The 24,484-nt window shown below is 61.8% G+C and carries 24 protein-coding genes; 18 read left to right on the forward strand and 6 right to left on the reverse strand.

All coding sequences use genetic code 11. The features are described 5' to 3' along the window. Positions 1 to 10 precede the first annotated feature (10 nt). Together B2J77_RS03890 and B2J77_RS03895 are read left to right on the forward strand one after the other, a co-directional pair. Positions 11 to 1,084 carry an HlyD family secretion protein gene (locus B2J77_RS03890; RefSeq protein ID WP_058604908.1) on the forward strand — a complete coding sequence of 358 codons (1,074 nt, stop codon included), beginning with the start codon at positions 11 to 13 and terminating at the stop codon, positions 1,082 to 1,084. Between the two features lie 98 nt (positions 1,085 to 1,182). Beyond that, positions 1,183 to 2,589: an efflux transporter outer membrane subunit gene (locus B2J77_RS03895; protein ID WP_228385182.1), complete on the forward strand. Its 1,407-nt coding sequence runs from the start codon at positions 1,183 to 1,185 to the stop codon at positions 2,587 to 2,589. Between the two features lie 21 nt (positions 2,590 to 2,610). On the opposite strand, the gene B2J77_RS03900 is transcribed toward B2J77_RS03895, so the two are convergent. Together B2J77_RS03900 and B2J77_RS03905 are read right to left on the reverse strand one after the other, a co-directional pair. Beyond that, complete coding sequence (locus tag B2J77_RS03900; protein ID WP_078478028.1) at positions 2,611 to 3,423, reverse strand: SDR family oxidoreductase; 813 nt, start codon at positions 3,421 to 3,423, stop codon at positions 2,611 to 2,613. Positions 3,424 to 3,510: 87 nt separating this feature from the next. After that, entirely contained in the window at positions 3,511 to 3,975 is a 465-nt protein-coding gene (locus tag B2J77_RS03905) for a hypothetical protein (protein ID WP_058604910.1), read from the reverse strand. Positions 3,976 to 4,538: 563 nt separating this feature from the next. Here B2J77_RS03905 and B2J77_RS03910 point away from each other — a divergent pair. The 3 genes from B2J77_RS03910 to B2J77_RS03920 all read left to right on the forward strand — a co-directional run bounded on the left by B2J77_RS03910 (position 4,539) and on the right by B2J77_RS03920 (position 6,035). Further along, complete coding sequence (locus tag B2J77_RS03910; RefSeq protein ID WP_058637233.1) at positions 4,539 to 4,976, forward strand: hypothetical protein; 438 nt, start codon at positions 4,539 to 4,541, stop codon at positions 4,974 to 4,976. 89 nt (positions 4,977 to 5,065) lie between these two features. Continuing rightward, a complete protein-coding gene (locus B2J77_RS03915; RefSeq protein WP_153302483.1) occupies positions 5,066 to 5,806 on the forward strand; it encodes a hypothetical protein in 741 nt (246 codons plus the stop codon). Between the two features lie 25 nt (positions 5,807 to 5,831). Continuing rightward, positions 5,832 to 6,035, forward strand: coding sequence for a hypothetical protein (locus B2J77_RS03920; protein ID WP_153008530.1), 204 nt, complete (start codon positions 5,832 to 5,834; stop codon positions 6,033 to 6,035). A gap of 21 nt (positions 6,036 to 6,056) precedes the next feature. Here the strand turns inward: B2J77_RS03920 and yaaA are convergent, their stop codons facing one another. After that, on the reverse strand, positions 6,057 to 6,836 hold the full coding sequence (gene yaaA / locus B2J77_RS03925) for a peroxide stress protein YaaA (protein ID WP_058637179.1): 780 nt from the start codon (positions 6,834 to 6,836) through the stop codon (positions 6,057 to 6,059). 135 nt (positions 6,837 to 6,971) lie between these two features. Between yaaA and B2J77_RS03930 the strand changes: the two genes are divergently transcribed. From B2J77_RS03930 to moaE, 5 genes are all read left to right on the forward strand, one after another. Further along, the gene (locus B2J77_RS03930) at positions 6,972 to 8,099 is read left to right on the forward strand and encodes a polysaccharide deacetylase family protein (protein ID WP_078478029.1); all 1,128 of its coding nucleotides are present in this window, start codon (positions 6,972 to 6,974) and stop codon (positions 8,097 to 8,099) included. Positions 8,100 to 8,378: 279 nt separating this feature from the next. Then, the gene (locus B2J77_RS03935; RefSeq protein ID WP_023534350.1) at positions 8,379 to 9,773 is read left to right on the forward strand and encodes a PhoH family protein; all 1,395 of its coding nucleotides are present in this window, start codon (positions 8,379 to 8,381) and stop codon (positions 9,771 to 9,773) included. Between the two features lie 121 nt (positions 9,774 to 9,894). After that, positions 9,895 to 10,365 (forward strand): cyclic pyranopterin monophosphate synthase MoaC, encoded by a 471-nt coding sequence (gene moaC / locus B2J77_RS03940; protein ID WP_023534451.1) that lies wholly within the window; start codon positions 9,895 to 9,897, stop codon positions 10,363 to 10,365. Continuing rightward, positions 10,365 to 10,610 carry a MoaD/ThiS family protein gene (locus B2J77_RS03945; RefSeq protein WP_058637177.1) on the forward strand — a complete coding sequence of 82 codons (246 nt, stop codon included), beginning with the start codon at positions 10,365 to 10,367 and terminating at the stop codon, positions 10,608 to 10,610. Before moaC ends, B2J77_RS03945 begins: the two co-directional genes overlap by 1 nt. A gap of 2 nt (positions 10,611 to 10,612) precedes the next feature. Continuing rightward, entirely contained in the window at positions 10,613 to 11,062 is a 450-nt protein-coding gene (moaE, locus tag B2J77_RS03950) for a molybdopterin synthase catalytic subunit MoaE (protein ID WP_058604929.1), read from the forward strand. Positions 11,063 to 11,193: 131 nt separating this feature from the next. Here moaE and rhlB read toward each other — a convergent pair whose 3' ends face one another. Beyond that, positions 11,194 to 12,642: an ATP-dependent RNA helicase RhlB gene (rhlB, locus tag B2J77_RS03955; RefSeq protein WP_058637232.1), complete on the reverse strand. Its 1,449-nt coding sequence runs from the start codon at positions 12,640 to 12,642 to the stop codon at positions 11,194 to 11,196. Positions 12,643 to 12,742: 100 nt separating this feature from the next. Continuing rightward, positions 12,743 to 13,399 (reverse strand): alpha/beta hydrolase, encoded by a 657-nt coding sequence (locus B2J77_RS03960; protein ID WP_078478030.1) that lies wholly within the window; start codon positions 13,397 to 13,399, stop codon positions 12,743 to 12,745. 331 nt (positions 13,400 to 13,730) lie between these two features. Between B2J77_RS03960 and B2J77_RS03965 the strand changes: the two genes are divergently transcribed. The 4 genes from B2J77_RS03965 to B2J77_RS03980 all read left to right on the forward strand — a co-directional run bounded on the left by B2J77_RS03965 (position 13,731) and on the right by B2J77_RS03980 (position 17,887). Beyond that, positions 13,731 to 14,759 carry an amino acid ABC transporter substrate-binding protein gene (locus tag B2J77_RS03965; RefSeq protein ID WP_058604931.1) on the forward strand — a complete coding sequence of 343 codons (1,029 nt, stop codon included), beginning with the start codon at positions 13,731 to 13,733 and terminating at the stop codon, positions 14,757 to 14,759. A gap of 66 nt (positions 14,760 to 14,825) precedes the next feature. Next, positions 14,826 to 16,004, forward strand: coding sequence for an amino acid ABC transporter permease (locus B2J77_RS03970; protein ID WP_058637174.1), 1,179 nt, complete (start codon positions 14,826 to 14,828; stop codon positions 16,002 to 16,004). A gap of 10 nt (positions 16,005 to 16,014) precedes the next feature. Next, positions 16,015 to 17,112, forward strand: coding sequence for an amino acid ABC transporter permease (locus tag B2J77_RS03975; RefSeq protein WP_058604933.1), 1,098 nt, complete (start codon positions 16,015 to 16,017; stop codon positions 17,110 to 17,112). A gap of 10 nt (positions 17,113 to 17,122) precedes the next feature. Then, complete coding sequence (locus tag B2J77_RS03980; RefSeq protein WP_058637173.1) at positions 17,123 to 17,887, forward strand: amino acid ABC transporter ATP-binding protein; 765 nt, start codon at positions 17,123 to 17,125, stop codon at positions 17,885 to 17,887. Positions 17,888 to 17,959: 72 nt separating this feature from the next. On the opposite strand, the gene algW is transcribed toward B2J77_RS03980, so the two are convergent. Next, positions 17,960 to 19,120, reverse strand: a complete 1,161-nt coding sequence (algW, locus tag B2J77_RS03985) for a Do family serine endopeptidase AlgW (protein WP_023534328.1) — start codon at positions 19,118 to 19,120, stop codon at positions 17,960 to 17,962. A 169-nt stretch (positions 19,121 to 19,289) separates the two neighbouring features. On the opposite strand from algW, the gene B2J77_RS03990 reads away from it, so the two are divergent. The 4 genes from B2J77_RS03990 (at position 19,290) to B2J77_RS04005 (ending at position 24,219) form a co-directional block, all read left to right on the forward strand. Continuing rightward, a complete protein-coding gene (locus tag B2J77_RS03990; RefSeq protein WP_049696503.1) occupies positions 19,290 to 20,048 on the forward strand; it encodes a Nif3-like dinuclear metal center hexameric protein in 759 nt (252 codons plus the stop codon). Positions 20,049 to 20,241: 193 nt separating this feature from the next. Continuing rightward, the gene (gene cysD / locus B2J77_RS03995) at positions 20,242 to 21,159 is read left to right on the forward strand and encodes a sulfate adenylyltransferase subunit CysD (protein WP_058604935.1); all 918 of its coding nucleotides are present in this window, start codon (positions 20,242 to 20,244) and stop codon (positions 21,157 to 21,159) included. Positions 21,160 to 21,336: 177 nt separating this feature from the next. Beyond that, the gene (gene cysN / locus B2J77_RS04000; protein WP_027914462.1) at positions 21,337 to 23,238 is read left to right on the forward strand and encodes a sulfate adenylyltransferase subunit CysN; all 1,902 of its coding nucleotides are present in this window, start codon (positions 21,337 to 21,339) and stop codon (positions 23,236 to 23,238) included. A 501-nt stretch (positions 23,239 to 23,739) separates the two neighbouring features. Continuing rightward, complete coding sequence (locus B2J77_RS04005; protein WP_078478031.1) at positions 23,740 to 24,219, forward strand: hypothetical protein; 480 nt, start codon at positions 23,740 to 23,742, stop codon at positions 24,217 to 24,219. The last annotated feature ends 265 nt before the right edge of the window (positions 24,220 to 24,484 follow it).

The following is a 24,484-nucleotide window of genomic DNA, read 5'->3' on the forward strand; positions in this document are numbered from 1 at the left end:
GAAACGCCAAATGACCACCCACCGTAAAACCCTGTTCATCGGCGCTGTGCTGGCCGTGGCCGTGCTGGCCGCCCTCGTCGGTCCCTGGCTGCTGGGCAGCGACCACCGGCAGAGCACCAACGACGCCTACGTGACCGCCGACTACACCGTGGTCGCGCCCAAGGTCGCCGGCTTCATCACCCAGGTGCTGGTCGAGGACAACCAGCAAGTCAAGGCCGGCCAACTGCTGGCCACCATCGATGCCCGCGACTACCAGGCTGCCCTGGACGCTGCCCAGGCGCAGCTGCTAGTGGCCCAGGCCCAGAGCACCGATGCCCGTGCCACCCTCGACCGCCAGGACGCGCTGATTGCTCAGGCCCAGGCAGCGGTGAAAGCCGCCGAGGCCGAGGCGGCGTTCGCCGATCATGAAGTTCGCCGCTACGGACGCCTGGCCGAGCAGGGCGCCGGTACCGTGCAAAACGCCCAGCAGGCACGCAGCGCCGTGGATCAGGCCCGTGCTCGCCTGGCCAATGCCCGTGCAGCTTCGGTAGCTGCGCGCAAGCAGGTGGACATCCTCGCCGCTCAGGTCGCCAGCGCCGATGGCCAGCTCAAGCGCGCCGAAGCCGGGGTGGAAAAGGCCCGGCTGGACCTCTCCTATACCCGCATCACGGCGCCGGTGGACGGTATGGTCGGTGAACGCGCGTTGCGCATCGGGGCCTATGTCAACCCCGGGGCGCGGCTGTTGTCGGTGGTGCCCCTGCAGCAGGCCTATGTGGTAGGCAACTTCCAGGAAACCCAATTGACCCACGTGCAGCCCGGTCAGCCGGTCAGCATCAGCGTCGATACCTTTGCCGATGAACGACTCCATGGGCACGTCGAAAGCATCGCTCCGGCCACGGGGGTGACGTTCGCCGCGGTGAAGCCGGACAACGCCACCGGCAATTTCACCAAGGTGGTGCAGCGCATCCCGGTGAAGATCGTCTTCGATGACGGGCAGCCGTTGTTGACGCGCTTGCGTGTGGGCATGTCGGTCGAAGCGATCATCGACACGACCAGCGATACCCAAGGCGATAAGCTGGCCGGTAGCGAGGTGACGGCCCGATGAACATCACCTACGCGCAGAGCCCTGCACCCGCCGGCCCACAGGCAGCCCGTTCATCGCGGCCCATCACGCGTTTGGGGGGCAAGGCCCCTGCGGCCATAATGCTCGCTGCACTGCTCACGGGCTGTACCCTTGGCCCTGACTTCCAGCAGCCCGATACCCACGCGCCCCAGCAGTGGGACCAATTGGAGGGTGAGCACGCGCCCAGCCAACCTGTGGCCGAGCCCATGCAGTTGCGCTGGTGGGACAGCTTTCACGACCCACGGCTCAGCGCACTGATCGAACAGGTCGCCGCGCGCAACCTTGATCTGCAGATCGCCAGTGCCCGCTTGCTGCAAAGCCGTGCGCTGCGCAGCACCGTGGCCGCCGACCAGCAGCCGTCGGTGGACGCCAATGCCGGCTACAGCCGTGCCCGCAACAGCGCCGAAGGGCTCAGCGACCCCTCCGGCAACGCGGGCAAATCGGCTTTCAACCTGTGGCAGGGTGACTTGGTAGCAGGTTGGGAGCTGGATGTCTGGGGACGTGTGCGGCGTCAGGTCGAAGCAGCCGACGCCAGTGTCGAGGTGGCCGAGAACGACCGAAACGGCGTCCTGCTGGCCCTGCTCGCCGAAACGGCCGGTGATTACATCCAGCTGCGCGCGGTGCAGCATACGTTGCAGGTGACCGAGGACAACCTCAAGGTCGCGCGGCACAGCCTGAAGTTGTCCGAAGACCGTCAGGCCGAAGGCGTGGCCACCCGGCTCGACGTGGCCCAGGCCAACGCCCAGGTCGCCTTGATCGAGTCGCGCCTGCCCACTTTGCAGGCGCGCCGTGACGATCTGATCAATGCCTTGAGCCTGCTGGCGGCCGAGCCCCCACGCAGCCTGCAGGGCAGCTTGCTGCAAGCCGGTGAGCTGCCCGCCCCGCAGCAGACGTTCGCCATCGGCGTGCCGTCGGAGCTGGCCGAGCGTCGTCCGGACATTCGCCAGGCCCAGGCGCGCCTGCATGCTGCCACGGCCAGCATCGGCGTGGCCAAGGCTGATTTTTATCCACGTATCCGGCTGTCTGGCAACGTGGGTTTCCAGGCCATGCAGCTGGCTGACTTCGGTGCTTGGGATGCTCGCCGCTTCGCCTTCGGGCCGCAGCTGTCGCTGCCGATTTTCGAAGGCGGTCGCCTCAAGGGCACCTTGGCCCTGCGCCAGGCGCAGCAGCAGGAAGCGGCCCTGAACTACCGCAAGGTGGTGCTGGGGGCCTGGCATGAAATCGATGATGTGCTGCGCCTGTACAACGCCAGCCAGCTGCGTCGCGATCGCCTCGCCGAAGCCGTGCGCCAGAACCGCATCGCCCTGGAAACGGCCCAGCGTCAATACGTGGAAGGCGCGGTGGATTTTCTCAATGTACTGACCGTGCAGTCGGCCTTGCTGGCCAGCGAAGAGCAGTGGATCGACAGCGCTGCCGCGGTATCCCAGGCGCTCGTGGGGCTGTACAAAGCGCTCGGCGGTGGGTGGCAGGCATTCGACAAGGTCTGAACGCGTAGGCTCGTGACCGGCCTACAACGTTCGTGACAAGCCAAACCGTTTGCGCAGCACCTTGTCCAGTAAACGCTGCGGCACCAGGCGGGCCATCAGCGGCAGGGCCGTGCTGCCATTGCCCAGCCGCACCCGTGCCGGCACTGGCGAACGCTGGGTCGCTTTCAGCACGCCTTGGGCAAAGGTCGCCGTCGGTGTCGGCCTGTCGAGCGAGGCGCGGGCCCGGGCTTGGATGTGTTCACGCAGTGGCCACCACGGCGATTGCGGCGCCAGCACCTGCTGCGCCTGCTGCTGAGCGTGGCTGGCGAACTGCGAGGCGATGGCCCCAGGCTGCACCTCCATCACGCGGATGCCGAACGGCGCCAGTTCCAGGCGCAGGGCGTCGCTCAGGGCCTTCACGGCAGCCTTGGAGGCGCAGTAGGCGCCGGCGAACGGCGTGACCAGCACGCCGGAGACACTGCCGATGTTCACCACCAGGCCTTGGGCGCGACGCAGCTGGGGGAACAGCGCGCGTGTCACGCCGACCAGCGCGAACACGTTTGTCTGGAACTGGCGCTGCAGGGCGTCGACCCCGCCATCGAGCAGCGGCCCCATGGCGCCGTAGCCGGCGTTGTTGATCAGGATGTCCAGTGCCTCGAGTTCCTGCGCGAGCAGGGCCAGGGCGTGTGGGTCGTTGACATCCAGTTGCCGGGCAACGAAGCCCGCAGCGGCCAGGCGCGCCACATCTTCAGCCTGGCGGGCGGTGGCCCAGACCTGATGGCCGGCATCGCGAAACGCATCGGCCAGGGCGCGGCCAATGCCGCTGGAGCAACCGGTGATCAGGACTGTCGACATGCAGAAGGCCTTTGGGTCTGTGTGGAGGGGCAGCGGGTCTGCGCCGAGTCGCCAACCGGTCGCCAGCCGTTGGGCGTCGACAAGGAGTCAGTTGGCAAAGCTGCCTTGCAGGTGCTCGGCCCTGAATTCCAACGTCTGTGCACGGTAGCCCGAGCGCAGCGCAGGCAATGGCAGGCAATCGGACCACTGCGCGCCCGGCTGCAATTCGCCAGGCCCACGGTAGCGCGGTGCATTGTAGGTATTTTCTGCCAGGTTGACTGTGTCGCCTGGCGCATAGGCCGCCACACGCCAGCGCAGCTCGGTGAGCGGCACCTTGTTGCCGTTCTTCAGGGTGACCTGCAAGGGGCGGTCGGCGGGGCATTGGGTGGGGGCATAGGCAAGGCGCATGTCCAAGCGGGCCAGTTGCGAGGTTTCGCGAGTGTCCTGCCAGATGACGAACAAGGCCACCAGGCCCAGACCACCCACGGCGGCCAGCGAAATCGGCAAGGCCTTGGCAGGGTAGCGCAGCAACAGCACCAGCCAGGTGAGGATAAGGAGAGCGCCGATGATCATGAGCCTTGCAGACCTTGGTTGCGCGAGGGTTGAAGCATCGTAGCGTGAAATGGGGGAAGGCTCAAAAGGGCAGGGGCTGGCCGGCTGTGGATCGAGGAAGGTGAGATGGGAGTCAAGTGCCGCAGCGCACTGGCTTAATCTACGAACTGCGGCACCCGCGCCACACCTTCGGGCAGCAAGGCATCCTGGCTCGGCACGTGTCGGTTTGGGCTCGGTATACACAGGACGCAAATATTTCGGGACGCTCATATGCCAGCATGGGGGCCGGGAGGGGAAAAATGAAGAAAATGCCCCAGGTGATGATGGCAAGCTGAAGTCTTTCGGCCCGGTGTTTATTTCTTGAGGTCAATAAACGGGCTCACACAGCTGGGCTCCACGTTTTCTCGCTACATCTCGTAACGCTTGAAGACCCTTCAGTTCCTAAGGTTTTTCAGCGCCGGGCCGCCAACATGGCCAGACGTCGTGATTGGCGGCTGTGAACGAAGGATCGTCGCAGTCAATGCGTGGCCGGCCCACGCAGGCTTCTGATCCCAAACCACATGGAAGAGACGAGGCTTGAAACGATGAAGAACTGCATGCGAATCCTCTCTGCCACCGCAGTCATGCTGGCAGCGGCCCCAGCCCTTGCGGGGCCGCCCGTTGAAGTGACGTTCAGAAATCTCGGAACCGAGCCGGTGAAGCTCCAGCTGACCAATGCGAACGAGACCAGTACGTATCAGATTGCCAGGCCCACACCACTTCAGGAGGTACAGCCCGGCTCGTCGATTACCTTTAGCGTGCAACGATTGGTAAGCCCCGATACCAACGGCGCTATGTTGAGGTATGCGGCAGGGGGTAAAACCTGTGCCTTCAGCACTACGTTCGTGATGATGATGTCCGGTGGCATTAAACAGCCTAAATGGAACAAGACCGCGACCCCCTCCGGTGGGGCCACGTGCACGGCTGTGAACTCTGGATTCAGCGCGAATTATGCCTGGAAGGCTGAATTCACCATGAAGTAAGCGGCTAAAAATGCCTGCAGTGCTTGGCGTCACAAGCACTGCGGGCATTTGGGCTGCCCGTGGAACTTCAAAATAGTGAGTGATTGGTCATGTCAAAAGTTAGTGAGTTTTCTGTTGCTCCAATCCGTGCGCTCGCTTCTACGCGCATCCATACCCATTCAGCAGTCCCGAATCAAGAGGGCGCGGTACCCTCAGGTGCAACTCGCCAAGCCTCCCTTGATCTTTCTACGTTGTCCAAACAACTTGCAAGTGCCGCTCAGCGGGCGGCTGCGCGCGACAGTCAGCTTAGTCGGCAAGAGCTGGCTGCTTTGGCATCCAAGATACAGATGGAGCTAGGCGGAAGTGCATATAGGCTTACCAAGCCCCTTCACGACGCACATGTCCCAGACACGGATGATCCCGAGTTATTGGCAAGGGCAAGGCAAGCCACGGATTTTCTGAACGGAAAGGGGAGTAATCCTTTCCAGAAACTGACAATTGAACAGCTCGCTTTGATTGGTTACGACGAAGGCGGCGATTTCACCCACAACGAGCGCCTCGCCGCAAGCAGAGAGTTAGGCAAGCGCTATGAAGTATGGTCCCGAGCGATGGTGGATAAAGCAAACGCTGAATATCAGCAGACGGGGTATCAAGATGAGGCGATCAGGGAAATTATTGCAACTTACAAGTCGCTGCCGCCCATTCTGGAAGCAGGTTTCGGCAATTACGAAGTCAACATGACCCTGATGATAGGCAAAACCGACCCCCCTCGCAGCGATGATCCCGATTCTCTGATCGACACCCTCCTGAAAACCGCCCGCAAGCTTGCCCGCCGAGCCAGCCCGCTCTAGCTTGCGCCTGGGCATGAGCGCGCAGGTGGACATACGTATCACGAGCAAGGCCCAGGCGCTGGTCATTCCGCCAGAGGCGCTGCAGCGCAGCAGCGCAGGTGAGCACGTTGTGTGGTTTCGTGAGGACCCTGGCCAAGCGCCGAGCGAGGTGACCGTCAGCGTGGACGGCATAGGGCCGCAGGGGGTCGAGGTGTCAGGGCTGGGGGCAGGGTACGTCAGGTTACCCTGATGCCCCGCCGCGCTCGGCGCCCTATGCTTCGGGCTGATCGCGCAAGAACACCAGGTGATCGACCTTCGACTGCTCGGCGCTGTAGTAATACCCCTGCACGTCGAACTGCTTGAGCTGCGTTGGGTCACTGATGCGCTCTTCGATGACGAAGCGGCTCATCATGCCGCGCGCCTTCTTGGCGTAGAAGCTGATGATCTTGTGCTGGCCGTTTTTCAGGTCCTTGAAGTCCACATTGATCACCCGGGCCTTCAGGGCGCTGCGCTTGACCGCGCTGAAATATTCGTTGCTGGCCAGGTTCAGCAGCAGATCATCGCCCTGTTCGGCCAGGGCCTCGTTGAGCCACTCGCTGATACGCGTGCCCCAGAACGCGTAAAGGTCCTTGCCGCGGGCGTTGGCCAGCTTGGTGCCCATTTCCAGGCGGTAGGGCTGCATCAGGTCCAGCGGGCGCAGCAGGCCGTAGAGGCCGGAGAGCATGCGCAGGTGATCCTGGGCGTAGCTGAGGTCGTCCTCACCCAAGGTCTGGGCGTCCAGGCCGGTGTAGACGTCACCTTTGAAGGCCAGCAGGGCCTGCTTGGCGTTCTCTGGCGTGAACGTGGGTGTCCAGCTGCCGAAACGCGCGGCGTTCAGGCCCGCGAGCTTGTCGGACAGGTGCATCAGTTCGCTGATCTGCGCCGGGCTCATTTCTCGCAGCTGCTCGATCAGTTCCTGGGAATGGTCGAGGTGGCGGGGCAGGGTGAAGCGCTCGGTCACCGGTGGGGTGTCGTAGTCGAGGGTCTTGGCGGGGGAAATCACCGTCAGCATCGGATCTGCTCCTGGCATCAAAGAGCGGGATTCTAAGGGTTGGACGAGGCAAGTCCAAACTATGGCGACAATAGTCAACGCCCATGGCCGATGCAGCGGCTATAGTGCCTGTTTTCCTTGAACGGAGCCCTGACCGTGCGCGTCGTTTCAGCCCTGCTGACTGGCCTGTTGAGCCTGGCCGTGCAAGCCGCCCCTTCCACGCCGGCCAGCCTGGACCGTGGCCTGTGGCCCGAGCAACTGGACAACCCTGCGCTGTTCGATGTGGCGTCGCGGGCCGAAATCCTCTCGTTCGCCCGGGTACTGCACGAGAACGAGCTGCTCGACGAGAACGCCCTGGCAGCCCGATTGGGCCTGCGGCAGGTCAACTTGCAGAAGATCAGGCAGGTGCGGGCGCGGCTGTGGCAGCGTCTTTGGCAGGGTTATCAACAGGCGCAACGCAGTTGCGAGCAAGATGCGTCCTTTTGCTATGCGGTGACGTCGATGGCCGAACTGCGCTTGCAAGCTGCGACCTTCGCCACCGATGTGGGTGAGTTCTACACCGGCTGGATCGAGCCCAGCCGGCAATTTCATGAGCAGTACCTGAACGAGCAACTGCGCAAGGCGGCGTTGTTGCCCCAGACCAGCAGCGAAGTACAGCGGCTGTCTGCAGCCGAGCGCAACGGCGATGAACTCAATGACCGGCTGTTTCTGCTCACCTTTGCCGGTGGGCCGGGCGCGGCGGCAGGCACCACCGACGAGCTGACTGCCTACTTGCGCAAGCAGAAACTCGATGGGACGTTCTTCGTGCTCGGCAGCCGTTTGCAGCAACGTCGCGACGGCGAGTCGCTGGCGGCCCTGCGGCGCTTGTATGCTGGCCAGTGCGTAGGCATTCAGGGGTGGGAATACCGGTCCCATGCGCAGTGGACGGATTGGCAGGCCTCGATCAGCCGCAGCCAGGCACGGGTGCGGGCAGACCTGCCCGAGCAGTATGTGCCGCTGTTTCGCCCACCGTATGGCCAGCGGCGGGCCGACGGCCAGGCGTTCATGCAGCGTCAGCAGTTGCAGGTCTCGCTGTGGGATATCGATGCGCAGGACGACTCGGGCTTGAGTGCGCAGGCCTCAGCCGAGCGTGTGTTGACCTTGATGCTGCTGTGGCGCAAAGGCGTGATCCAGTTTCACGACGCCTTGCCCAAGGCCAGGCCTGCGGTGCAATGGCTGCTTGAGCACACCGCGCAAAGCGGCATTGGTTGGCAGGATTGTCGCGAATATGGACAGGGCGAGTAGCAACCTGACTTCTGACTGTAGACCTGCTTGGCGTTGGCGCCAAGGCCTGTTCGTCAATCGGAAAAATAAAGTTGGCAATCGCATGAAAATGCTTTTTCCGGTCATGGCTTTTGCGGTATGAAGAAACCAGACAGCCGATTCCTGCAGCACAGGTGGCGTCACATCGGTCCACCTGGCCAGATCGCTTCCCGCCCGTAACAACGCGGATACGGGAAGAACGGCAGTCACCCCGCGGCGTAACAGACCACGCCGTGCCGCTTCGACATAAGGTGACCGAGTATGGATGACCAAGGACGCACCCCTTCCTCCAGCAAGCCAATCCTCTATGTGCTCGATACCAACGTCCTGATTCACGACCCCAACGCATTACTCAACTTCGAGGAGCACCACGTCGCCATTCCCATGACGGTGCTGGAGGAACTCGACAAGCTCAAGGCCGGTAAGCAAAGCATCGCTGCCGAATGCCGCCAGGCCATCCGCCTGATCGACCAGACGCTGGGTGATGCCTCGCCTAGCGTGGTGGAGCAGGGGGTACCCATCCAGCGTGGCAAGAGTGGGCCAAAAGGGTATCTGTCCATCCTGATGACTCCGCGCAACGAGCCGAACAAGCTGTTGCCCGAAACCCTCAACGACAACATCATCATCAATCAGCTGCTCGAAGTCAGGGCACGGCGCACCGACCTGGACGTGGTGCTGGTCACCAAGGACATCAACATGCGCCTGAAGGCGCGCGCCTGCGGCATCGCCGCCGAGGACTACAGCACCGACCAGCTGGTCGACGACGTGTCGCTGTTGTCCAAGGGCTATCATTCGGTCACCGGCTCGTTCTGGGACCGGGTCAGCAAGGTCGACACGCGTCAGGAACGTGGCCGTACCTGGCACCGGGTGCAACTGGCCGAGCCGCTGCCTGCGGTGCACGTGAACGAGTTCATCATCGATGAGCAAGGGTTCGTCGGCTGGATCAAGGGCACGCGCGAGGGCGAACTGCTGCTGCTCGACCTGCACCAGGAGCCGCTGCTGCATCAGGAAGCCTGGGGCCTGAAACCGCGTGACATTCATCAGAGCCTGGCGCTGTTGGCGCTGCTCGATCCGGATATCCACCTGGTCAACCTGACCGGGGCGGCGGGGTCGGGCAAGACCATCCTGGCACTGGCGGCGGCCATCGAGCAGACCATGGTCAGCAAGCGTTACCGGCGCATCATCGCCACCCGAAGCGTGCAGGGGCTCGACCAGGAGATCGGTTTTCTGCCGGGAACAGAGGCCGAGAAGATGGAGCCCTGGCTGGGCGCCATTACCGATAACCTCGAAGCCTTGCACATGGACGATGAAAGCACCCACGGCAGTGTCGAGTACATCCTCGAACGTGTGCCGCTGCAGTTCAAATCGCTCAACTACATCCGTGGTCGCAGCTTCCAGCAGAGCCTGATCCTCATCGATGAGTGCCAGAACCTCACGCCGCACCAGATGAAAACCATCATCACCCGTGCTGGCGCGGGATCGAAGGTGGTGTGCCTGGGTAACCTGGCGCAGATCGATACACCGTACCTGTCCGCGACCAGTTCGGGCCTGACCTACCTGACCGAACGCTTCAAGGACTTCCCCCATGGCGTGCACATCACCCTGCAAGGGGTGCCTCGGTCGGTGTTGGCCGAGTTCGCCGAGTCACACATGTAGTAGCCCCGCACGCCGGGCGGTTCACCGCCCGGCGGCTTCGGGCCGCAATGCGTCGGCCTGGCCCCTGCTCAAACCTGACCCACCGGTTTACACTCTCAGCTCCCTTCACAGGAGCAGAGCAGTGCTGACACATCTTGATTCCCAAGGGCGGGCCAACATGGTCGACGTCACTGAAAAAGCCGTGACCGAGCGCGAGGCCACGGCCGAAGCGCGCGTGCGCATGTTGCCGCACACCCTGCAGATGATCGTTGACGGTGAGCACCCCAAGGGTGATGTCTTCGCCGTGGCGCGCATCGCCGGCATCCAGGCGGCGAAGAAGACCAGCGACCTGATTCCGTTGTGTCATCCGCTGATGCTGACCAGTGTCAAGGTCGAGCTCAGCGCCGAGGGCAGTGATGCAGTGCGTATCGTCGCCCGGTGCAAGCTGGCCGGGCAGACCGGTGTGGAGATGGAAGCGCTGACGGCGGCCAGCGTAGCCGCGTTGACCCTCTATGACATGTGCAAGGCCGTGGACAAGGGCATGGTCATCGAGCAAGTGCGCCTGCTGGAGAAGCTGGGCGGCAAAAGCGGCCCGTACAAGGTGCAAGGCTGATGAAGATCAAGGTGATGTATTTCGCTCGCTACCGGGAGCGGCTGGAGCGCGGCAGCGAGTCGCTCGAAGGGACGTTCAGAGTAGTGGACGATGTGCGCCTGGCGTTGGTGGGTAGAGGCGAGCCTTATCAGGTGCTGGCCGAGCAAAACCTGATGTGCGCGCGCAACGAGGAATTGTGCAGGCTGGATGAGCCTGTGCAAGACGGCGACGAAGTGGCCTTCTTTCCGCCTGTGACTGGAGGTTGAGCATGGCCGTTCGGGTACAGGAAGGCGCTTTCGATCCGGGCGTTGAGACCAACGCCTTGCATGCGGCCAACGTAGGTGTCGGGGCAGTGGTCAGTTTCATCGGCTACGTGCGGGACTTCAACGACGGCCAGGAGGTGGCGGGCATGGTGCTCGAGCATTATCCCGGCATGACCGAAAAGGCCCTGGCCAAGATCGTGGCCGAGGCACAGCAGCGCTGGCCGTTGTTGAAGGTCGAGGTGCTGCACCGCGTGGGGCATTTGGCGCCCGGCGAGCCGATCGTGTTCGTCGGCGTGGCCAGTGCCCATCGGCAGGCCTCGTTCGAGGCTTGCAACTTCATCATGGATTACCTGAAGACCCGGGCACCGTTCTGGAAGAAGGAAACGACCGGGCAAGGGGAACGATGGGTGGAAGGACGTCAGAGCGATCAGGACGCGGCAGGGCGATGGGGATAGGGGGGAGCGATTGACCTTGGGCGCTGCACGAACGCCCGGGGAGCTGTGATGCCCAGGGCCGCTGCGCGGCCCATCGAGGCCGGTCCGGCGGCCAGGAGCATGGGCAGATCGACCTGACCGACCCAACCCGATCAGGCGTGCTTGCGCGGCACCGGCTTGAGCAACTCCTCAGGCGGCATCTCGCACTTGATCTTGCGCCCCAGCAGCGTCTCGATCGCAGGCAACTGGTACGAATCATCTTCGCCAGCAAAGCTGATCGATACGCCACTGGTGCCTGCCCGGCCGGTACGGCCGATCCGGTGCACGTAGTCGTCAGGGTCTTCCGGCAGGGTGAAATTGATGACATGGCTGATGCCGTCGATATGGATCCCGCGTCCAGCCACATCGGTCGCCACCAGCACCGTGATGCGCCCCTCACGGAAGTTCTCGAGGGTACGGATACGCTTGTGCTGAGGTACATCGCCGGACAACTGCGCGGCATTGACGCCATCGCGTACCAGTTTTTCCTCGATACGGCGTACTTCGTCCTTGCGGTTGGCGAACACCATCACCCGTTCCCACTTGTTCTGGGTCACCAGGTTGTACAGCAGCTTGTACTTGTCGCTGCCAGCCACCGCATAAACGTGCTGCTCGACCGTTTCGCTGGCCACGTTCTCGGGCTCGATCTCGACGATGGCGGGATTGGTCGTCCACTGCTTGGCCAGGTTCATCACGTCATCGGTAAAAGTGGCCGAGAACAGCAGCGTCTGGCGCTCGCTCTTGGGCGGCGTCTGGCGAATGATCTGGCGCACCTGCGGGATGAAGCCCATGTCCAGCATGCGGTCGGCTTCGTCCAGCACCATCACCTCGACCATGTCCAGGTGCACCTCGCCACGCTGGTTGAAATCCAGCAGGCGGCCGGGCGTAGCCACCAGGATGTCGCAGTGCCGTGCTTCCAGAGCCTTGAGCTGCTTGTCGAAGTCCATGCCGCCGACGAAGCTCATCACGTTCAGGCCGGTGTATTTGGTCAAGGCGACCGCGTCCTTTGCGATCTGCACCACCAGTTCGCGGGTGGGGGCGATGATCAGTGCGCGTGGCTCGCCCATGTAGCGTTCCTTGGGCGGGGGCGTCTGTTGCAGCTGGGAAATGATCGAGATCAGGAACGCGGCAGTCTTGCCCGTACCGGTCTGGGCCCTGCCGATCGCATCCTGGCCGCGCAGCGTGAAGCCCAGCACTTGCGCCTGGATCGGCGTGCAGTAGGGGAAACCCAGGTCGTGAATGGCGTGCATTAGCTCGTTGGAAAGTTTGAAATCGTGGAAACGCGTCTTGCCCTCCTGGGGCTCGACCACGAAGTCCTCCGGTTTCCACAGGCTGGCCTGGGGCTTGGGTTTTGGCTTGCGCTCTCGACGCGGTTTGTCGCTGGCAGGCTTGGTAGCGGCAGGTTGTACAACCTGGGCGGCAGGCTGGCTGCGCGCAACGGCAGGGGCCGATGGCGCATGGGCCTGGGGGGCCGCTGGCGCCGGGGCAATGCTGGCAGCGGGCGCAGTGGCCTGGGGGGCAATGTCTCCCTTGCCGAATATTTTCTTGAGTGCCTTGAGCACGGTCATCTCGTCAATTGGTTAAGGAATGTACGCCGGGCAGTGTAATGCAAGATCCCTGCTCGGCGTAGTGCAATGGCCTTGAACGACTCGTGCGCGCGGCTTACTGAAGTTGCGTGGTCAGCCATTGGAGGATGTCGTTCAGCTCTTCGACGACCACTTCATGTTCCATTGGGTACTCGTGCCAGCGGGCAGCGACGCCCCAGGTGTTCAGGTACTCGAAGGCCGTACGTCCCATCGATGGGATCACCACCGGGTCGTGCACGCCATGCAGGCACAGGGCCGGGGTGCGTTGCTGGCACGCGCTCAGCGTGTGCTCGTCAGCGAAGGTGGGGGCATAGGTGGAGAGGGCCAGCACGCCACCCAGGGCTTCCTGCCACTTTATATAGGCCGTGTGCAGCACCACGGCGCCCCCTTGGGAGAACCCGGCCAGGATGATGCGCGACAGGCTGATGCCCTTGGCCTGCTCGGCCTTGATCAAGGCGATGACCTGCTCGGCCGAGGCATCGAGCTCGGCCTCGTCGATGGCCCTGGCCGGCGTCATGGCCTTGATGTCGTACCAACTGGGCATGGCGTAGCCGCCGTTGATGGTCACCGACCGGGTCGGCGCCTGGGGCATGACGAACCGGGTCGTGAGCAGATGCTGCTGCATGAATTCGGCCACCGGTAGGAAGTCGTAACGGTCCGCGCCCAGGCCGTGCAACCAGATCACACAGGCATCTGCGGCTTTTTGAGGTTCGAGAATGAGTGGGTCGGTCATGGCTGCTCCGAAAACGTGCGTGTGGAAGAGGTCGTGCTTGAAAAGAAGGCGCGCGCCCGGCGAGTCGGAAAAAGAATGTCGCAACGATGCAACTTTCCCTACTTGACTCGTGCTTAAACGCTCAAGCCACGCAATCTGGTACGCGGTTTGCACTTCCATCTGTGATGCAAAGGACAGGCCGAGACGGTAACACCCTTTGCACGCGAAGGCTGTCACAGAACAGCCCATTGCGCCAAGTGACCCAATAACAAGCCAATACGGGTCGGATGCGCCTCAAAAGGGTGCGGTGCAATTCCGGCTCGATACAACAAGAGCGATTTGGAGGTTGTGAATGAAGATGTTGAAAACCACCCTGGCAGTCCTGACCGCTGCCGCTGCCCTGGGCGCTGTGAGTACGGCCCAGGCCGGGGCGACGCTCGATGCGGTTAAGAAGAAGGGCTTCGTCCAGTGTGGCGTGAGTGACGGTCTTCCTGGCTTCTCGGTTCCGGATGCACAAGGCAAGATCGTCGGGATCGACGCCGATGTCTGCCGCGCCGTGGCGGCAGCCGTGTTCGGGGACGCGACCAAGGTCAAGTTCAGCCAGCTCAACGCCAAGGAACGCTTCACCGCGCTGCAATCGGGCGAAGTCGACGTGCTGTCGCGCAACACCACCTGGACCAGTTCGCGCGATGCCGGCATGGGCCTGATGTTCACCGGGGTCACCTATTACGACGGCGTAGGTTTCCTGGTCAACAAGAAGCTTGGCGTATCCAGTGCCAAGGAGCTCGATGGCGCGACCATCTGCATCCAGGCCGGCACCACGACCGAACTGAACGTATCGGACTTCTTCCGCGCCAACGGCCTGAAATACACTCCCATCACCTTCGACACCTCGGATGAAAGCGCCAAGTCCCTGGAGTCTGGCCGTTGCGATGTGCTGACGTCGGACAAATCTCAACTGTTCGCCCAGCGTTCCAAGCTGGCTGCCCCAGCTGACTACGTGGTACTGCCGGAAACCATTTCCAAGGAACCGTTGGGGCCGGTCGTGCGCAAGGGTGACGAGGAGTGGTTCAGCATCGTCAAGTGGACCCTGTTCGCCATGCTCAATGCCGAAGAAGCCGGCATCACCTCCAAGAACGTCGAGGCCGAGGCCAAGGGCACCAAGAACCCGGACGTGGCGCGTCTGCTCGGTGGCGACGGCGAGTACGGCAAGGACCTCAAGCTGCCCAAAGACTGGGTAGTGCAGATCGTCAAGCAAGTGGGCAACTACGGCGAAGTGTTCGAGAAGAACCTTGGCCAGAGCACCGACCTGAAGATCGACCGTGGCATGAATGCCTTGTGGAACAACGGCGGCATCCAGTACGCACCCCCTGTGCGCTGATGGTTGCACCTGCGGCGGCATCCCGCCGCCGCAGGCGGTCCGCTACCCTTTTCTTCGGGGCATTTCATGCAAAATCCAATTGGCGCACGAAAGGGTTTATCCCTGAGCGATCCACGTGTGCGCGCGTGGCTGTTCCAGCTACTGACCATCGTCTTCGTGGTCGGTCTGGGCTGGTACCTGTTTCACAACACGCAAACCAACCTGCAGCACCGGGGCATCACCTCGGGGTTTGACTTTCTTGACCGCAGTGCCGGCTTCGGCATCGCCCAGCACCTGATTCCCTACGTGGAGTCGGACAGCTACGCGCGGGTGTTCGTCATCGGGCTGCTTAACACCTTGCTGGTGACCCTCATCGGCGTGGTGCTGGCCACCCTGCTGGGCTTCATCATCGGTGTCGCCAGGCTGTCGCCGAACTGGATGATCAACAAGCTGGCTACCGTGTATGTGGAAACCTTCCGCAACATCCCGCCGCTGTTGCAGATCCTGTTCTGGTACTTCGCCGTGTTCCTGACCCTGCCAGGGCCGCGGGGCAGCATCAACATCGACGACGCGTTCTTCATCAGCAACCGCGGCCTGAACATGCCTGGGGCCTCCATGGCAGAAGGCTTCTGGCCCTTCGTGGCTGCCCTGCTGATAGCTGTGCTGGCGACCGTGCTGATGGTGCGCCGAGCCAACCGGCGCTTCGAAGAAACCGGCCAGCCGTTTCACAAGTTCTGGGTAGGGCTGGCGCTGATGATCGCCATCCCAAGTGCCTGTGTGCTGTTGTTCGGCAGCCCCGTGCAGTGGGAGGTGCCGCAACTCAAGGGCTTCAACTTTGTCGGCGGCTGGGTACTGATCCCTGAACTGCTGGCGTTGACCCTGGCCTTGACGATCTACACGGCGGCGTTCATCGCTGAAATCGTGCGCTCGGGCATCCGTTCGGTCAGCCACGGCCAGACCGAGGCTGCGCGTTCGCTAGGGCTGCGCGAAGGGCCAACCTTGCGCAAGGTAATCATCCCGCAGGCGCTGCGCGTGATCATTCCACCGCTCACCAGCCAGTACCTGAACCTGGCGAAGAACTCCTCGCTGGCCGCAGGCATCGGCTACCCGGAAATGGTTTCGTTGTTCGCCGGCACCGTACTCAACCAGACCGGCCAGGCCATCGAAGTGATCGCCATCACCATGAGCGTCTACCTGGCCATCAGCATCAGCATTTCGCTGTTGATGAATTGGTACAACAAGCGCATCGCGCTGATCGAACGGTGAGGACACGCCTGTGAATGCTCATGTTTTCAAACCTGACATGCCGCCTCCGGTCAAGACCGTCGGTGTGCTCGCCTGGATGCGTGCCAACCTGTTCTCCAGCTGGCTCAACACCCTGCTTACCCTGTTCGCCATCTACCTGGTCTGGCTGATCGTGCCGCCGCTGCTGCAGTGGGCGTTGATCGACGCGAACTGGGTGGGCACCACCCGTGCCGACTGCACCAAGGAAGGCGCCTGCTGGGTGTTCATCCAGCAGCGTTTCGGCCAGTTCATGTATGGCTACTACCCATCCGAGATGCGCTGGCGGGTGGACCTGACGGTATGGCTGGCGGTGCTGGGCGCAGCGCCGCTGTTCATCCGCAGCTTCCCGCGCAAGGCGGTCTACGGCCTGGGGTTCCTGGTGCTGTACCCGTTGGTGGCCTACACCCTGCTGCACGGCGGACTGTTCGGCCTGGAGACGGTACCGACCAGCCAGTGGGGTGGCCTGATGCTGACGCTGGTGATCGCCACCGTGGGCATCGTCGGGGCCTTGCCCCTGGGGATCGTACTGGCACTGGGGCGGCGCTCGCGCATGCCGGCGGTGAAAGTGGTGTGCGTAACCTTCATCGAGTTCTGGCGAGGCGTGCCACTGATCACGGTGTTGTTCATGTCGTCGGTGATGCTGCCGCTGTTTCTGCCCGAGGGCATGAGCTTCGACAAGCTGCTACGGGCCATGATCGGGGTGATCCTGTTCCAGTCGGCGTACATCGCCGAAGTGGTACGTGGGGGCCTGCAAGCCATCCCCAAGGGGCAGTACGAAGCCGCCGCCGCCATGGGGCTGGGCTACTGGCGCTCGATGGGGCTGGTGATCCTGCCCCAGGCGCTCAAGCTGGTTATCCCTGGCATCGTCAACACCTTCATCGCCCTGTTCAAGGACACCAGCCTTGTGATCATCATCGGCCTGTTCGACCTGCTCAACAGCGTCAAGCAAGCTGCCGCCGACCCGGCCTGGCTGGGCATGGCCACCGAAGGCTATGTGTTCGCCGCCTTGGTTTTCTGGATTTTCTGTTTCGGTATGTCCCGCTACTCCATGCACCTGGAGCGCAAGCTGGACACTGGCCACAAGCGTTAGGAGTTTCGAAATGAGTGAAGCGATCAAGCAGCCTGCCGGCCCCGAAGGCATCATCCAGATGCAGGGCGTGAACAAGTGGTATGGCCAGTTCCATGTGCTCAAGGACATCAACCTCAATGTTCGCCAGGGCGAGCGCATCGTGCTGTGCGGGCCCTCGGGCTCGGGCAAGTCCACCACCATCCGCTGCCTGAACCGCCTGGAAGAACACCAGCAAGGGCGAATTGTGGTTGACGGTGTGGAGCTGACCAACGACCTCAAGCAGATCGAGGCCATCCGCCGCGAAGTGGGCATGGTGTTCCAGCACTTCAACCTGTTTCCGCACCTGAGCATCCTGGAAAACTGCACTTTGGCCCCCATGTGGGTGCGCAAGATGCCCAAGCGCAAGGCCGAGGAAATCGCCATGCACTACCTGGAGCGAGTGCGTATCCCGGAGCAGGCGCACAAGTACCCAGGGCAGTTGTCCGGTGGTCAGCAGCAGCGCGTGGCCATCGCCCGGGCGTTGTGCATGAAGCCCAAGATCATGCTGTTCGATGAGCCGACCTCGGCGCTGGATCCGGAAATGGTCAAGGAAGTGCTCGATACCATGGTTGGCCTGGCCGAAGATGGCATGACCATGCTCTGCGTGACCCACGAAATGGGCTTTGCCCGCACTGTGGCGAATCGGGTGATCTTCATGGACAAGGGCGAGATCGTCGAGCAGGCGTCACCGGACGATTTCTTCGACCGGCCACAGAGCGACCGCACGCGCTTGTTCCTCAGCCAGATTCTGCATTGATGCAGTAAAGGGGCGATTGGCCTGCGTGGCGCCGCAGGCCAATCCCAAGCGCCCACGTGCTGGGCACTTGCGTTACTTTTCTTCCTGCTTGGCCACCGGCGCTGGCGGTGGCCGCAGGCCCACCTCAGCGATCAGCTTGAGCTGCTGACCGTTGCGCATCACCTCGATGGTAATCTTTTCGTTGGGCTTGATGCGCGCCACCTGGTTCATCGACCGGCGGCCATCGCCCGCCGGCTCGCCGTTGATGCTCAGGATCACATCCCCCAACTGCAGACCGGCCTTGGCTGCCGGGCCTTCGCGGAATATGCCCGCCACCACGATGCCTGGCCGGTCCTTCATGCCGAACGACTCGGCAAGCTCTGCGCTTAGCGGCTGAACTTCGATGCCCAGCCAGCCCCGGATGACCTGGCCGTGCTCGACGATCGACTTCATCACCTCAAGGGCCAGCTTCACTGGAATGGCGAAGCCGATGCCTTGCGAGCCACCTGACTTGGAGAAGATGGCAGTGTTGATGCCGATCAGGTTGCCGTTGGCATCCACCAAAGCGCCGCCCGAATTGCCCGGGTTGATCGCCGCGTCGGTCTGGATGAAATCTTCGTAGTTGTTCAGGCCCAGCTGGTTACGGCCGGTGGCGCTGATGATACCCATGGTCACGGTCTGGCCGACCCCGAACGGGTTGCCGATCGCAAGGGACACGTCGCCGATGCGAATGGTATCGGAGCGCCCGATGGTGATGGCCGGCAGTTTCTTCAGGTCGATCTTGAGCACCGCCAGGTCCGTCTCCGGGTCGCTGCCGATCACCCTGGCCAAGGTTTCCCGGCCATCCTTGAGCGCCACGACGATCTGGTCGGCGCCGCTGGTCACATGGTTGTTGGTCAGCAGATAGCCCTCGGGGCTCATGATCACCGCCGAGCCCAGGCTGGACTCCCAGCGGCGTTGCTTGGGCAGGTTGTCGCCGAAGAACCGGCGGAACTGCGGGTCTTCGAACAGCGGGTGCGAGCTCTTGTTCACCACCTTGGTGGTGTACAGGTTGGCTACCGCAGGTGCAGCCAGGGTAACGGCGTCGGCATAGGAGACTGGGCCCTGCACCACCTGCGTGGACTGGGGCGCCTGTTGCAGGTTGACATCCTGACTGGGCAAGCCGACCCACTCCGGAAAGCGTTGGATGATCAGGGCGGCGATGAGCACGCCGGTGAGCAGGGGCCAGCCAAAGTAACGCAGAGCCTTGAACATGAACGAATCCTGGAAAGAGCCGCGGCCTGGGGCCGCGCAGTGGAGCGTGGGCGCGCGATCATACACCGGTTCCCCCAGTGCCGACGACGGCCCATAATGGCCGGCATTATACGGACCTTCTCCAGGCCTTGCGCCTGGCAGGCACGCAGTTTTTTCGAGGAGATTTCCCATGGCCGTCGCGCTGAGTACATTGGTCGAAGAAGCCGAGCGCTACCTGGGCAGCAGCAGGATCCAGGACTATTGCCCCAACGGCTTGCAGGTCGAAGGCCGGCCGCAGGTCGGGCGCATCGTCACTGGCGTGACCGCCAGCCAGGCCTTGCTCGATGCAGCCGTTGAGGCTCAAGCCGATCTCGTGCTGGTGCACCATGGTTATTTCTGGAAGGGGGAAAACCCCTGCATCACCGGCATTCGCCAGCGACGCCTGAAAACCCTGCTCAACAACGACATCAGCCTGCTGGCCTTTCACCTGCCGCTCGACGTCCACCCGGAAGTGGGCAACAACGTGCAGCTGGCGCAACAGCTTCAGATCACCGTAGAGGGCCCGCTCGACCCAGACAACCCCAAGGTGGTCGGGCTGGTCGGGTCGCTGGCCCAACCCATGACTGCCCGCGATTTTGCCCGCCGTGTGCAGGATGTGCTGGGGCGTGAGCCGTTGCTGGTCGAGGAAGACAGAGTCGTTCGTCGTGTGGGATGGTGCACCGGCGGCGGGCAGGGGTACATCGACACGGCGATCGCGGCCGGGGTGGACTTGTACCTGACCGGCGAAGCGTCGGAACAGACCTACCACAGCGCCCGCGAAAACGGCGTGAGCTTCATCGCCGCAGGGCACCATGCGACCGAGCGCTACGGCGTGCAGGCATTGGGCGATTACCTGGCACGGCGTTTTGCCGTGGAGCACCTGTTCATCGACTGCCCCAATCCGATCTGACCGACCTGTCGGCGCAGGCCGCGTGGCAATGGGTTGGCAGGCTTGAGCGCCGACCCGCAGCCCAAACCCTCAGTCATATGGTTAGACGCTTTCGATCTATCCAGGCGCCTAAATAGAAGCATCTGCTGTGATAGAGTGGCTCGCTCGAACACGGCCCGCTGGCCGTCCATAAGATCGTTTTTCGTGAGTAGCCATGGTCGACAAACTGACGCACTTGAAACAGCTGGAGGCGGAAAGCATCCATATCATCCGCGAGGTGGCCGCCGAGTTCGACAACCCGGTCATGCTGTACTCGATCGGCAAGGATTCCGCCGTGATGCTGCACCTGGCGCGCAAGGCTTTCTTCCCGGGCAAGCTGCCGTTCCCGGTGATGCACGTCGACACCCAGTGGAAATTCCAGGAGATGTACCGCTTCCGCGACAAGATGGTCGAGGAAATGGGGCTCGACCTGATCACCCACGTCAACCCCGAGGGTGTGGCCCAGGGCATCAACCCGTTCACCCATGGCAGCTCCAAGCATACCGACATCATGAAGACCCAGGGCCTCAAGCAGGCGCTGGACAAGCATGGTTTCGATGCCGCTTTCGGTGGCGCGCGCCGCGACGAAGAAAAGTCGCGTGCCAAGGAGCGCGTGTACTCCTTCCGTGACAGCAAGCACCGCTGGGATCCGAAGAACCAGCGCCCTGAGCTGTGGAACGTGTACAACGGCAAGGTTAACAAAGGCGAGTCCATTCGTGTGTTCCCTCTGTCGAACTGGACCGAGCTGGACATCTGGCAGTACATCTACCTCGAAGGCATCCCGATCGTGCCGCTGTACTTCGCCGCCGAGCGCGAAGTCATCGAGAAGAATGGCACCCTGATCATGATCGACGACGCGCGCATCCTCGAGCACCTGTCCGAGGAAGAAAAAGCCCGCATCGTCAAGAAGAAGGTGCGTTTCCGTACCCTGGGCTGCTACCCGTTGACGGGCGCCGTGGAGTCCGAAGCCGAGACGCTCACCGACATCATTCAGGAAATGCTCCTGACCCGCACCTCCGAGCGCCAGGGCCGGGTCATCGACCACGACGGCGCCGGGTCCATGGAAGACAAGAAACGCCAGGGCTATTTCTAAGCTTCAAGCGGCAAGCTGCAAGAGCAATCGAGCGCGCAGCGTTCGAACCTTGTGGATTGCCGCCTGCATGGCCCGCGAGCGCTCCAGAATGCCAAGTGGGTTGATCAACCTAATTTCTAACTAGTTGTACGCCGACAAGCTTGCCGCTTGAAGCTGACAGCTTGGAGCTTGAATGAGATGAGTCACCAATCCGATTTGATCAGCGAAGACATCCTCGCTTATCTGGCTCAGCACGAGCGCAAAGAACTGCTGCGTTTCCTGACCTGCGGCAACGTGGATGACGGCAAGAGCACCTTGATCGGGCGCCTGCTGCATGACTCGAAGATGATCTACGAGGATCACCTCGAAGCCATCACCCGTGATTCGAAGAAGTCCGGCACCACAGGCGAGGAAGTGGACCTGGCGCTGCTGGTCGATGGCCTGCAGGCCGAGCGTGAGCAGGGCATCACCATCGACGTGGCCTACCGTTACTTCTCCACGGCCAAGCGCAAGTTCATCATTGCCGACACCCCGGGCCACGAGCAGTACACACGTAACATGGCGACCGGCGCATCCACCTGCGACCTGGCCATCATCCTGGTCGATGCCCGCTACGGTGTGCAGACCCAGACCCGCCGCCACAGCTACATCGCCTCGTTGCTGGGCATCAAGCACATCGTGGTCGCCGTCAACAAGATGGACCTCAAGGGCTTCGATGAAGGCGTCTTCGAGTCGATCAAGGCCGACTACCTGGCCTTCGCCGAAGCCATCAACCTGACGCCGAGCAGCCTGCACTTCGTGCCGATGTCCGCGCTCAAGGGTGACAACGTGGTCAACCACAGCGAGCAGTCGCCGTGGTACACCGGCCCGACATTGATGGAAATCCTGGAAACCGTGGAAGTGGCGGCCGACCGCAACTTCACCGACCTGCGTTTCCCGGTGCAGTACGTCAACCGCCCCAACCTGAACTTCCGTGGTTTTGCAGGCACCCTGGCCAGCGGCGTGGTGCACAAGGGCGATGAAGTCGTCGTGCTGCCGTCGGGCAAGAGCAGCCGGGTGAAGTCCATCGTCACCTACGAAGGCGAGCTGGAAAGCGCAGGCCCGGGTCAGGCCGTGACCCTGACCATGGAAGACGAGATCGACATCTCCCGTGGTGACCTGCTGGTGCATGCCGACAATGTGCCGCCTGTGACCGACCAGTTCGAAGCCATGCTGGTGTGGATGGCCGAAGAGCCGATGCTGCCGGGCAAGAAGTACGACATCAAGCGTGCGACCAGCTACGTGCCGGGTTCGATTGCCAGCATCACCCACAAGGTGGACGTCAATACCTTGGAAAAAGGCGCTGCCAGCGCCTTGCAGCTGAACGAGATCGGTCGCGTCAAGGTATCCCTGGACAGCGCCATTGCGCTGGACGGCTACGAGAGCAACCGCACCACCGGTGCGTTCATCGTCATCGACCGCCTGACCAACGGCACCGTGGGCGCCGGCATGATCATCGCCCAGCCTGTACTGCCCCATGGCAGCGCCGGGCAGCATGGCAAGTCGGCGCATGTCTCGACCGAAGAGCGTGCCCTGCGCTTTGGCCAGCAGCCGGCGACCGTACTGTTCAGCGGCCTGTCCGGCGCTGGCAAGAGCACTCTGGCCTACGCTGTGGAGCGCAAACTGTTCGACATGGGCCGTGCCGTTTATGTACTCGACGGGCAGAACCTGCGCCATGACCTGAACAAGGGCCTGCCACAGGATCGCGCTGGCCGTACCGAGAACTGGCGCCGCGCCGCCCATGTGGCGCGCCAGTTCAACGAAGCCGGCTTGCTGACCCTGGCCGCCTTCGTGGCCCCAGATGCCGAAGGCCGCGAACAGGCCAAGGCCCTGATCGGCAAGGACCGCCTGGTGACCGTCTACGTTCAAGCCTCGCCACTGGTCTGCCGCGAACGCGATCCGCAGGGCCTGTATGCCGCCGAAGGCGACAACATTCCAGGAGAGAGCTTCCCGTTCGATGTGCCACTGGACGCCGATCTGGTGATCGATACCCAGGCCACCAGCGTGGAAGAAGGGGTCAAGCTCGTGCTGGATGTGTTGAGGCAGCGTGGGGCGATCTAATCGCTGGCTTGCAAAAAAACCCGCTTCGGCGGGTTTTTTGTATACGCGTAATCCGTTGCTTTTGCGGGGTCCGTAAGAGCAACTGTCTTGCTGAGAATCTGAAAGGTTGCGCAACCAGGAGCTATAGCCGCGAACACTGGCAAAACTGGTGCCATTCACCGCCGCGTGCAAAGAGTCTTCCCTAAGCCTCAGAGCTGTATCCATACCCGGAAGGCTAGCGATTTTTAATTCTGAATCCTGCAAGCTCCTCTGACGCTCTCCACTCCAAGAGCCGCGCCATGCCTTGTTCGGAGCATCCTTCTCTTTCGTCGCCGGTGTCGGTTAAGGGTGTTCGCCGTGGCATATATCTTCTATTAGGGAGCAGGCGCTCATGATGTATTCAGACGGATCCTACAAGTTAAAACTTACTCCGTCAGGTAAGCTTCAATTGCTCATTGAAAATATGAGTGTGCTTTTAGGCACAAAAAGCGCCGTTATAAATTCCAGCAGTGGAGGGGCTGTATGGCTTTGCGTAGTGAATTAATGCCACCCAAACTTGATGAGAAACTAGTTTTGAAGCTTACTAGTCTTTCTGAGGAAATAGACTGCGGGGAACGCGACCTGACGGAACACATGGTTCTCGAGTTTAATCAGCTAGCTTCAACTTCCTTTGATTTCCTGGATTTTCAAGGCATCTACGGTGGCCAAGATCATGACACTTGGGTCCGTAAAGTCCTATACGAACCCTATATCAAACCGGTTCCCGACGTTACTACCGATGAGCTGGTTGAGATGATGCGAAGGGTCATGGAGTGTGATGGGGCTGAACATGAGGTTGATTTTTGGTTATTTATGTTGGAGGTGAATGTACCTAATGAGCGACTCGTGGATTTGATTTTTCGCCCCCATGTGTATTTCGCTGTCGCCGATTTTTCTCAGGAGTTATCACCTGAGCAAGCAGTTTATTTGGCGCTGAATACAACAGCTGTTGCTGATGGCTAGATTCGGTGATGCAGTAGCAGCCTTGTTTGATGTGATCTATAACTCAGCTGGCACCTAGGTCACCTCAAAGTTGAGGCCCTAGGTAGTCAGGGCCTTGCTGCTTTTTACTAGCATTGAAATCTCCTTTTCCGTTCACCTGCCATCACACTTTTACAACTTTTAGAATCTCATATGCCCCAGTGTCGGTCACGGTGCTGAATAGCAAGTAATATCCGGAGGGATGCTGTCACACCTCTGGACGCCAGCGATGAGGATCATCGTCGTG

This window comes from Pseudomonas parafulva (genome assembly GCF_002021815.1).
Taxonomy (GTDB): Bacteria; Pseudomonadota; Gammaproteobacteria; order Pseudomonadales; family Pseudomonadaceae; genus Aquipseudomonas; species Aquipseudomonas parafulva_B.

Excerpts from the sequence above, each read along its gene's own strand:
- algW (WP_023534328.1), bottom strand. The coding sequence starts at position 19,120 with ATGTTCAAGGCTCTGCGTTACTTTGGCTGGCCCCTGCTCACCGGCGTG.
- B2J77_RS03970 (WP_058637174.1), top strand. The coding sequence starts at position 14,826 with ATGCAAAATCCAATTGGCGCACGAAAGGGTTTATCCCTGAGCGATCCA.
- cysN (WP_027914462.1), top strand. The coding sequence starts at position 21,337 with ATGAGTCACCAATCCGATTTGATCAGCGAAGACATCCTCGCTTATCTG.
- B2J77_RS03980 (WP_058637173.1), top strand. The coding sequence starts at position 17,123 with ATGAGTGAAGCGATCAAGCAGCCTGCCGGCCCCGAAGGCATCATCCAG.
- B2J77_RS03960 (WP_078478030.1), bottom strand. The coding sequence starts at position 13,399 with ATGACCGACCCACTCATTCTCGAACCTCAAAAAGCCGCAGATGCCTGT.
- B2J77_RS03905 (WP_058604910.1), bottom strand. The coding sequence starts at position 3,975 with ATGATCATCGGCGCTCTCCTTATCCTCACCTGGCTGGTGCTGTTGCTG.
- moaE (WP_058604929.1), top strand. The coding sequence starts at position 10,613 with ATGGCCGTTCGGGTACAGGAAGGCGCTTTCGATCCGGGCGTTGAGACC.
- B2J77_RS03900 (WP_078478028.1), bottom strand. The coding sequence starts at position 3,423 with ATGTCGACAGTCCTGATCACCGGTTGCTCCAGCGGCATTGGCCGCGCC.
- B2J77_RS03965 (WP_058604931.1), top strand. The coding sequence starts at position 13,731 with ATGAAGATGTTGAAAACCACCCTGGCAGTCCTGACCGCTGCCGCTGCC.
- B2J77_RS03915 (WP_153302483.1), top strand. The coding sequence starts at position 5,066 with ATGTCAAAAGTTAGTGAGTTTTCTGTTGCTCCAATCCGTGCGCTCGCT.
- B2J77_RS03890 (WP_058604908.1), top strand. The coding sequence starts at position 11 with ATGACCACCCACCGTAAAACCCTGTTCATCGGCGCTGTGCTGGCCGTG.
- B2J77_RS03895 (WP_228385182.1), top strand. The coding sequence starts at position 1,183 with ATGCTCGCTGCACTGCTCACGGGCTGTACCCTTGGCCCTGACTTCCAG.
- B2J77_RS03935 (WP_023534350.1), top strand. The coding sequence starts at position 8,379 with ATGGATGACCAAGGACGCACCCCTTCCTCCAGCAAGCCAATCCTCTAT.
- B2J77_RS03910 (WP_058637233.1), top strand. The coding sequence starts at position 4,539 with ATGAAGAACTGCATGCGAATCCTCTCTGCCACCGCAGTCATGCTGGCA.
- cysD (WP_058604935.1), top strand. The coding sequence starts at position 20,242 with ATGGTCGACAAACTGACGCACTTGAAACAGCTGGAGGCGGAAAGCATC.
- B2J77_RS04005 (WP_078478031.1), top strand. The coding sequence starts at position 23,740 with ATGGCTTTGCGTAGTGAATTAATGCCACCCAAACTTGATGAGAAACTA.
- B2J77_RS03990 (WP_049696503.1), top strand. The coding sequence starts at position 19,290 with ATGGCCGTCGCGCTGAGTACATTGGTCGAAGAAGCCGAGCGCTACCTG.
- B2J77_RS03945 (WP_058637177.1), top strand. The coding sequence starts at position 10,365 with ATGAAGATCAAGGTGATGTATTTCGCTCGCTACCGGGAGCGGCTGGAG.
- yaaA (WP_058637179.1), bottom strand. The coding sequence starts at position 6,836 with ATGCTGACGGTGATTTCCCCCGCCAAGACCCTCGACTACGACACCCCA.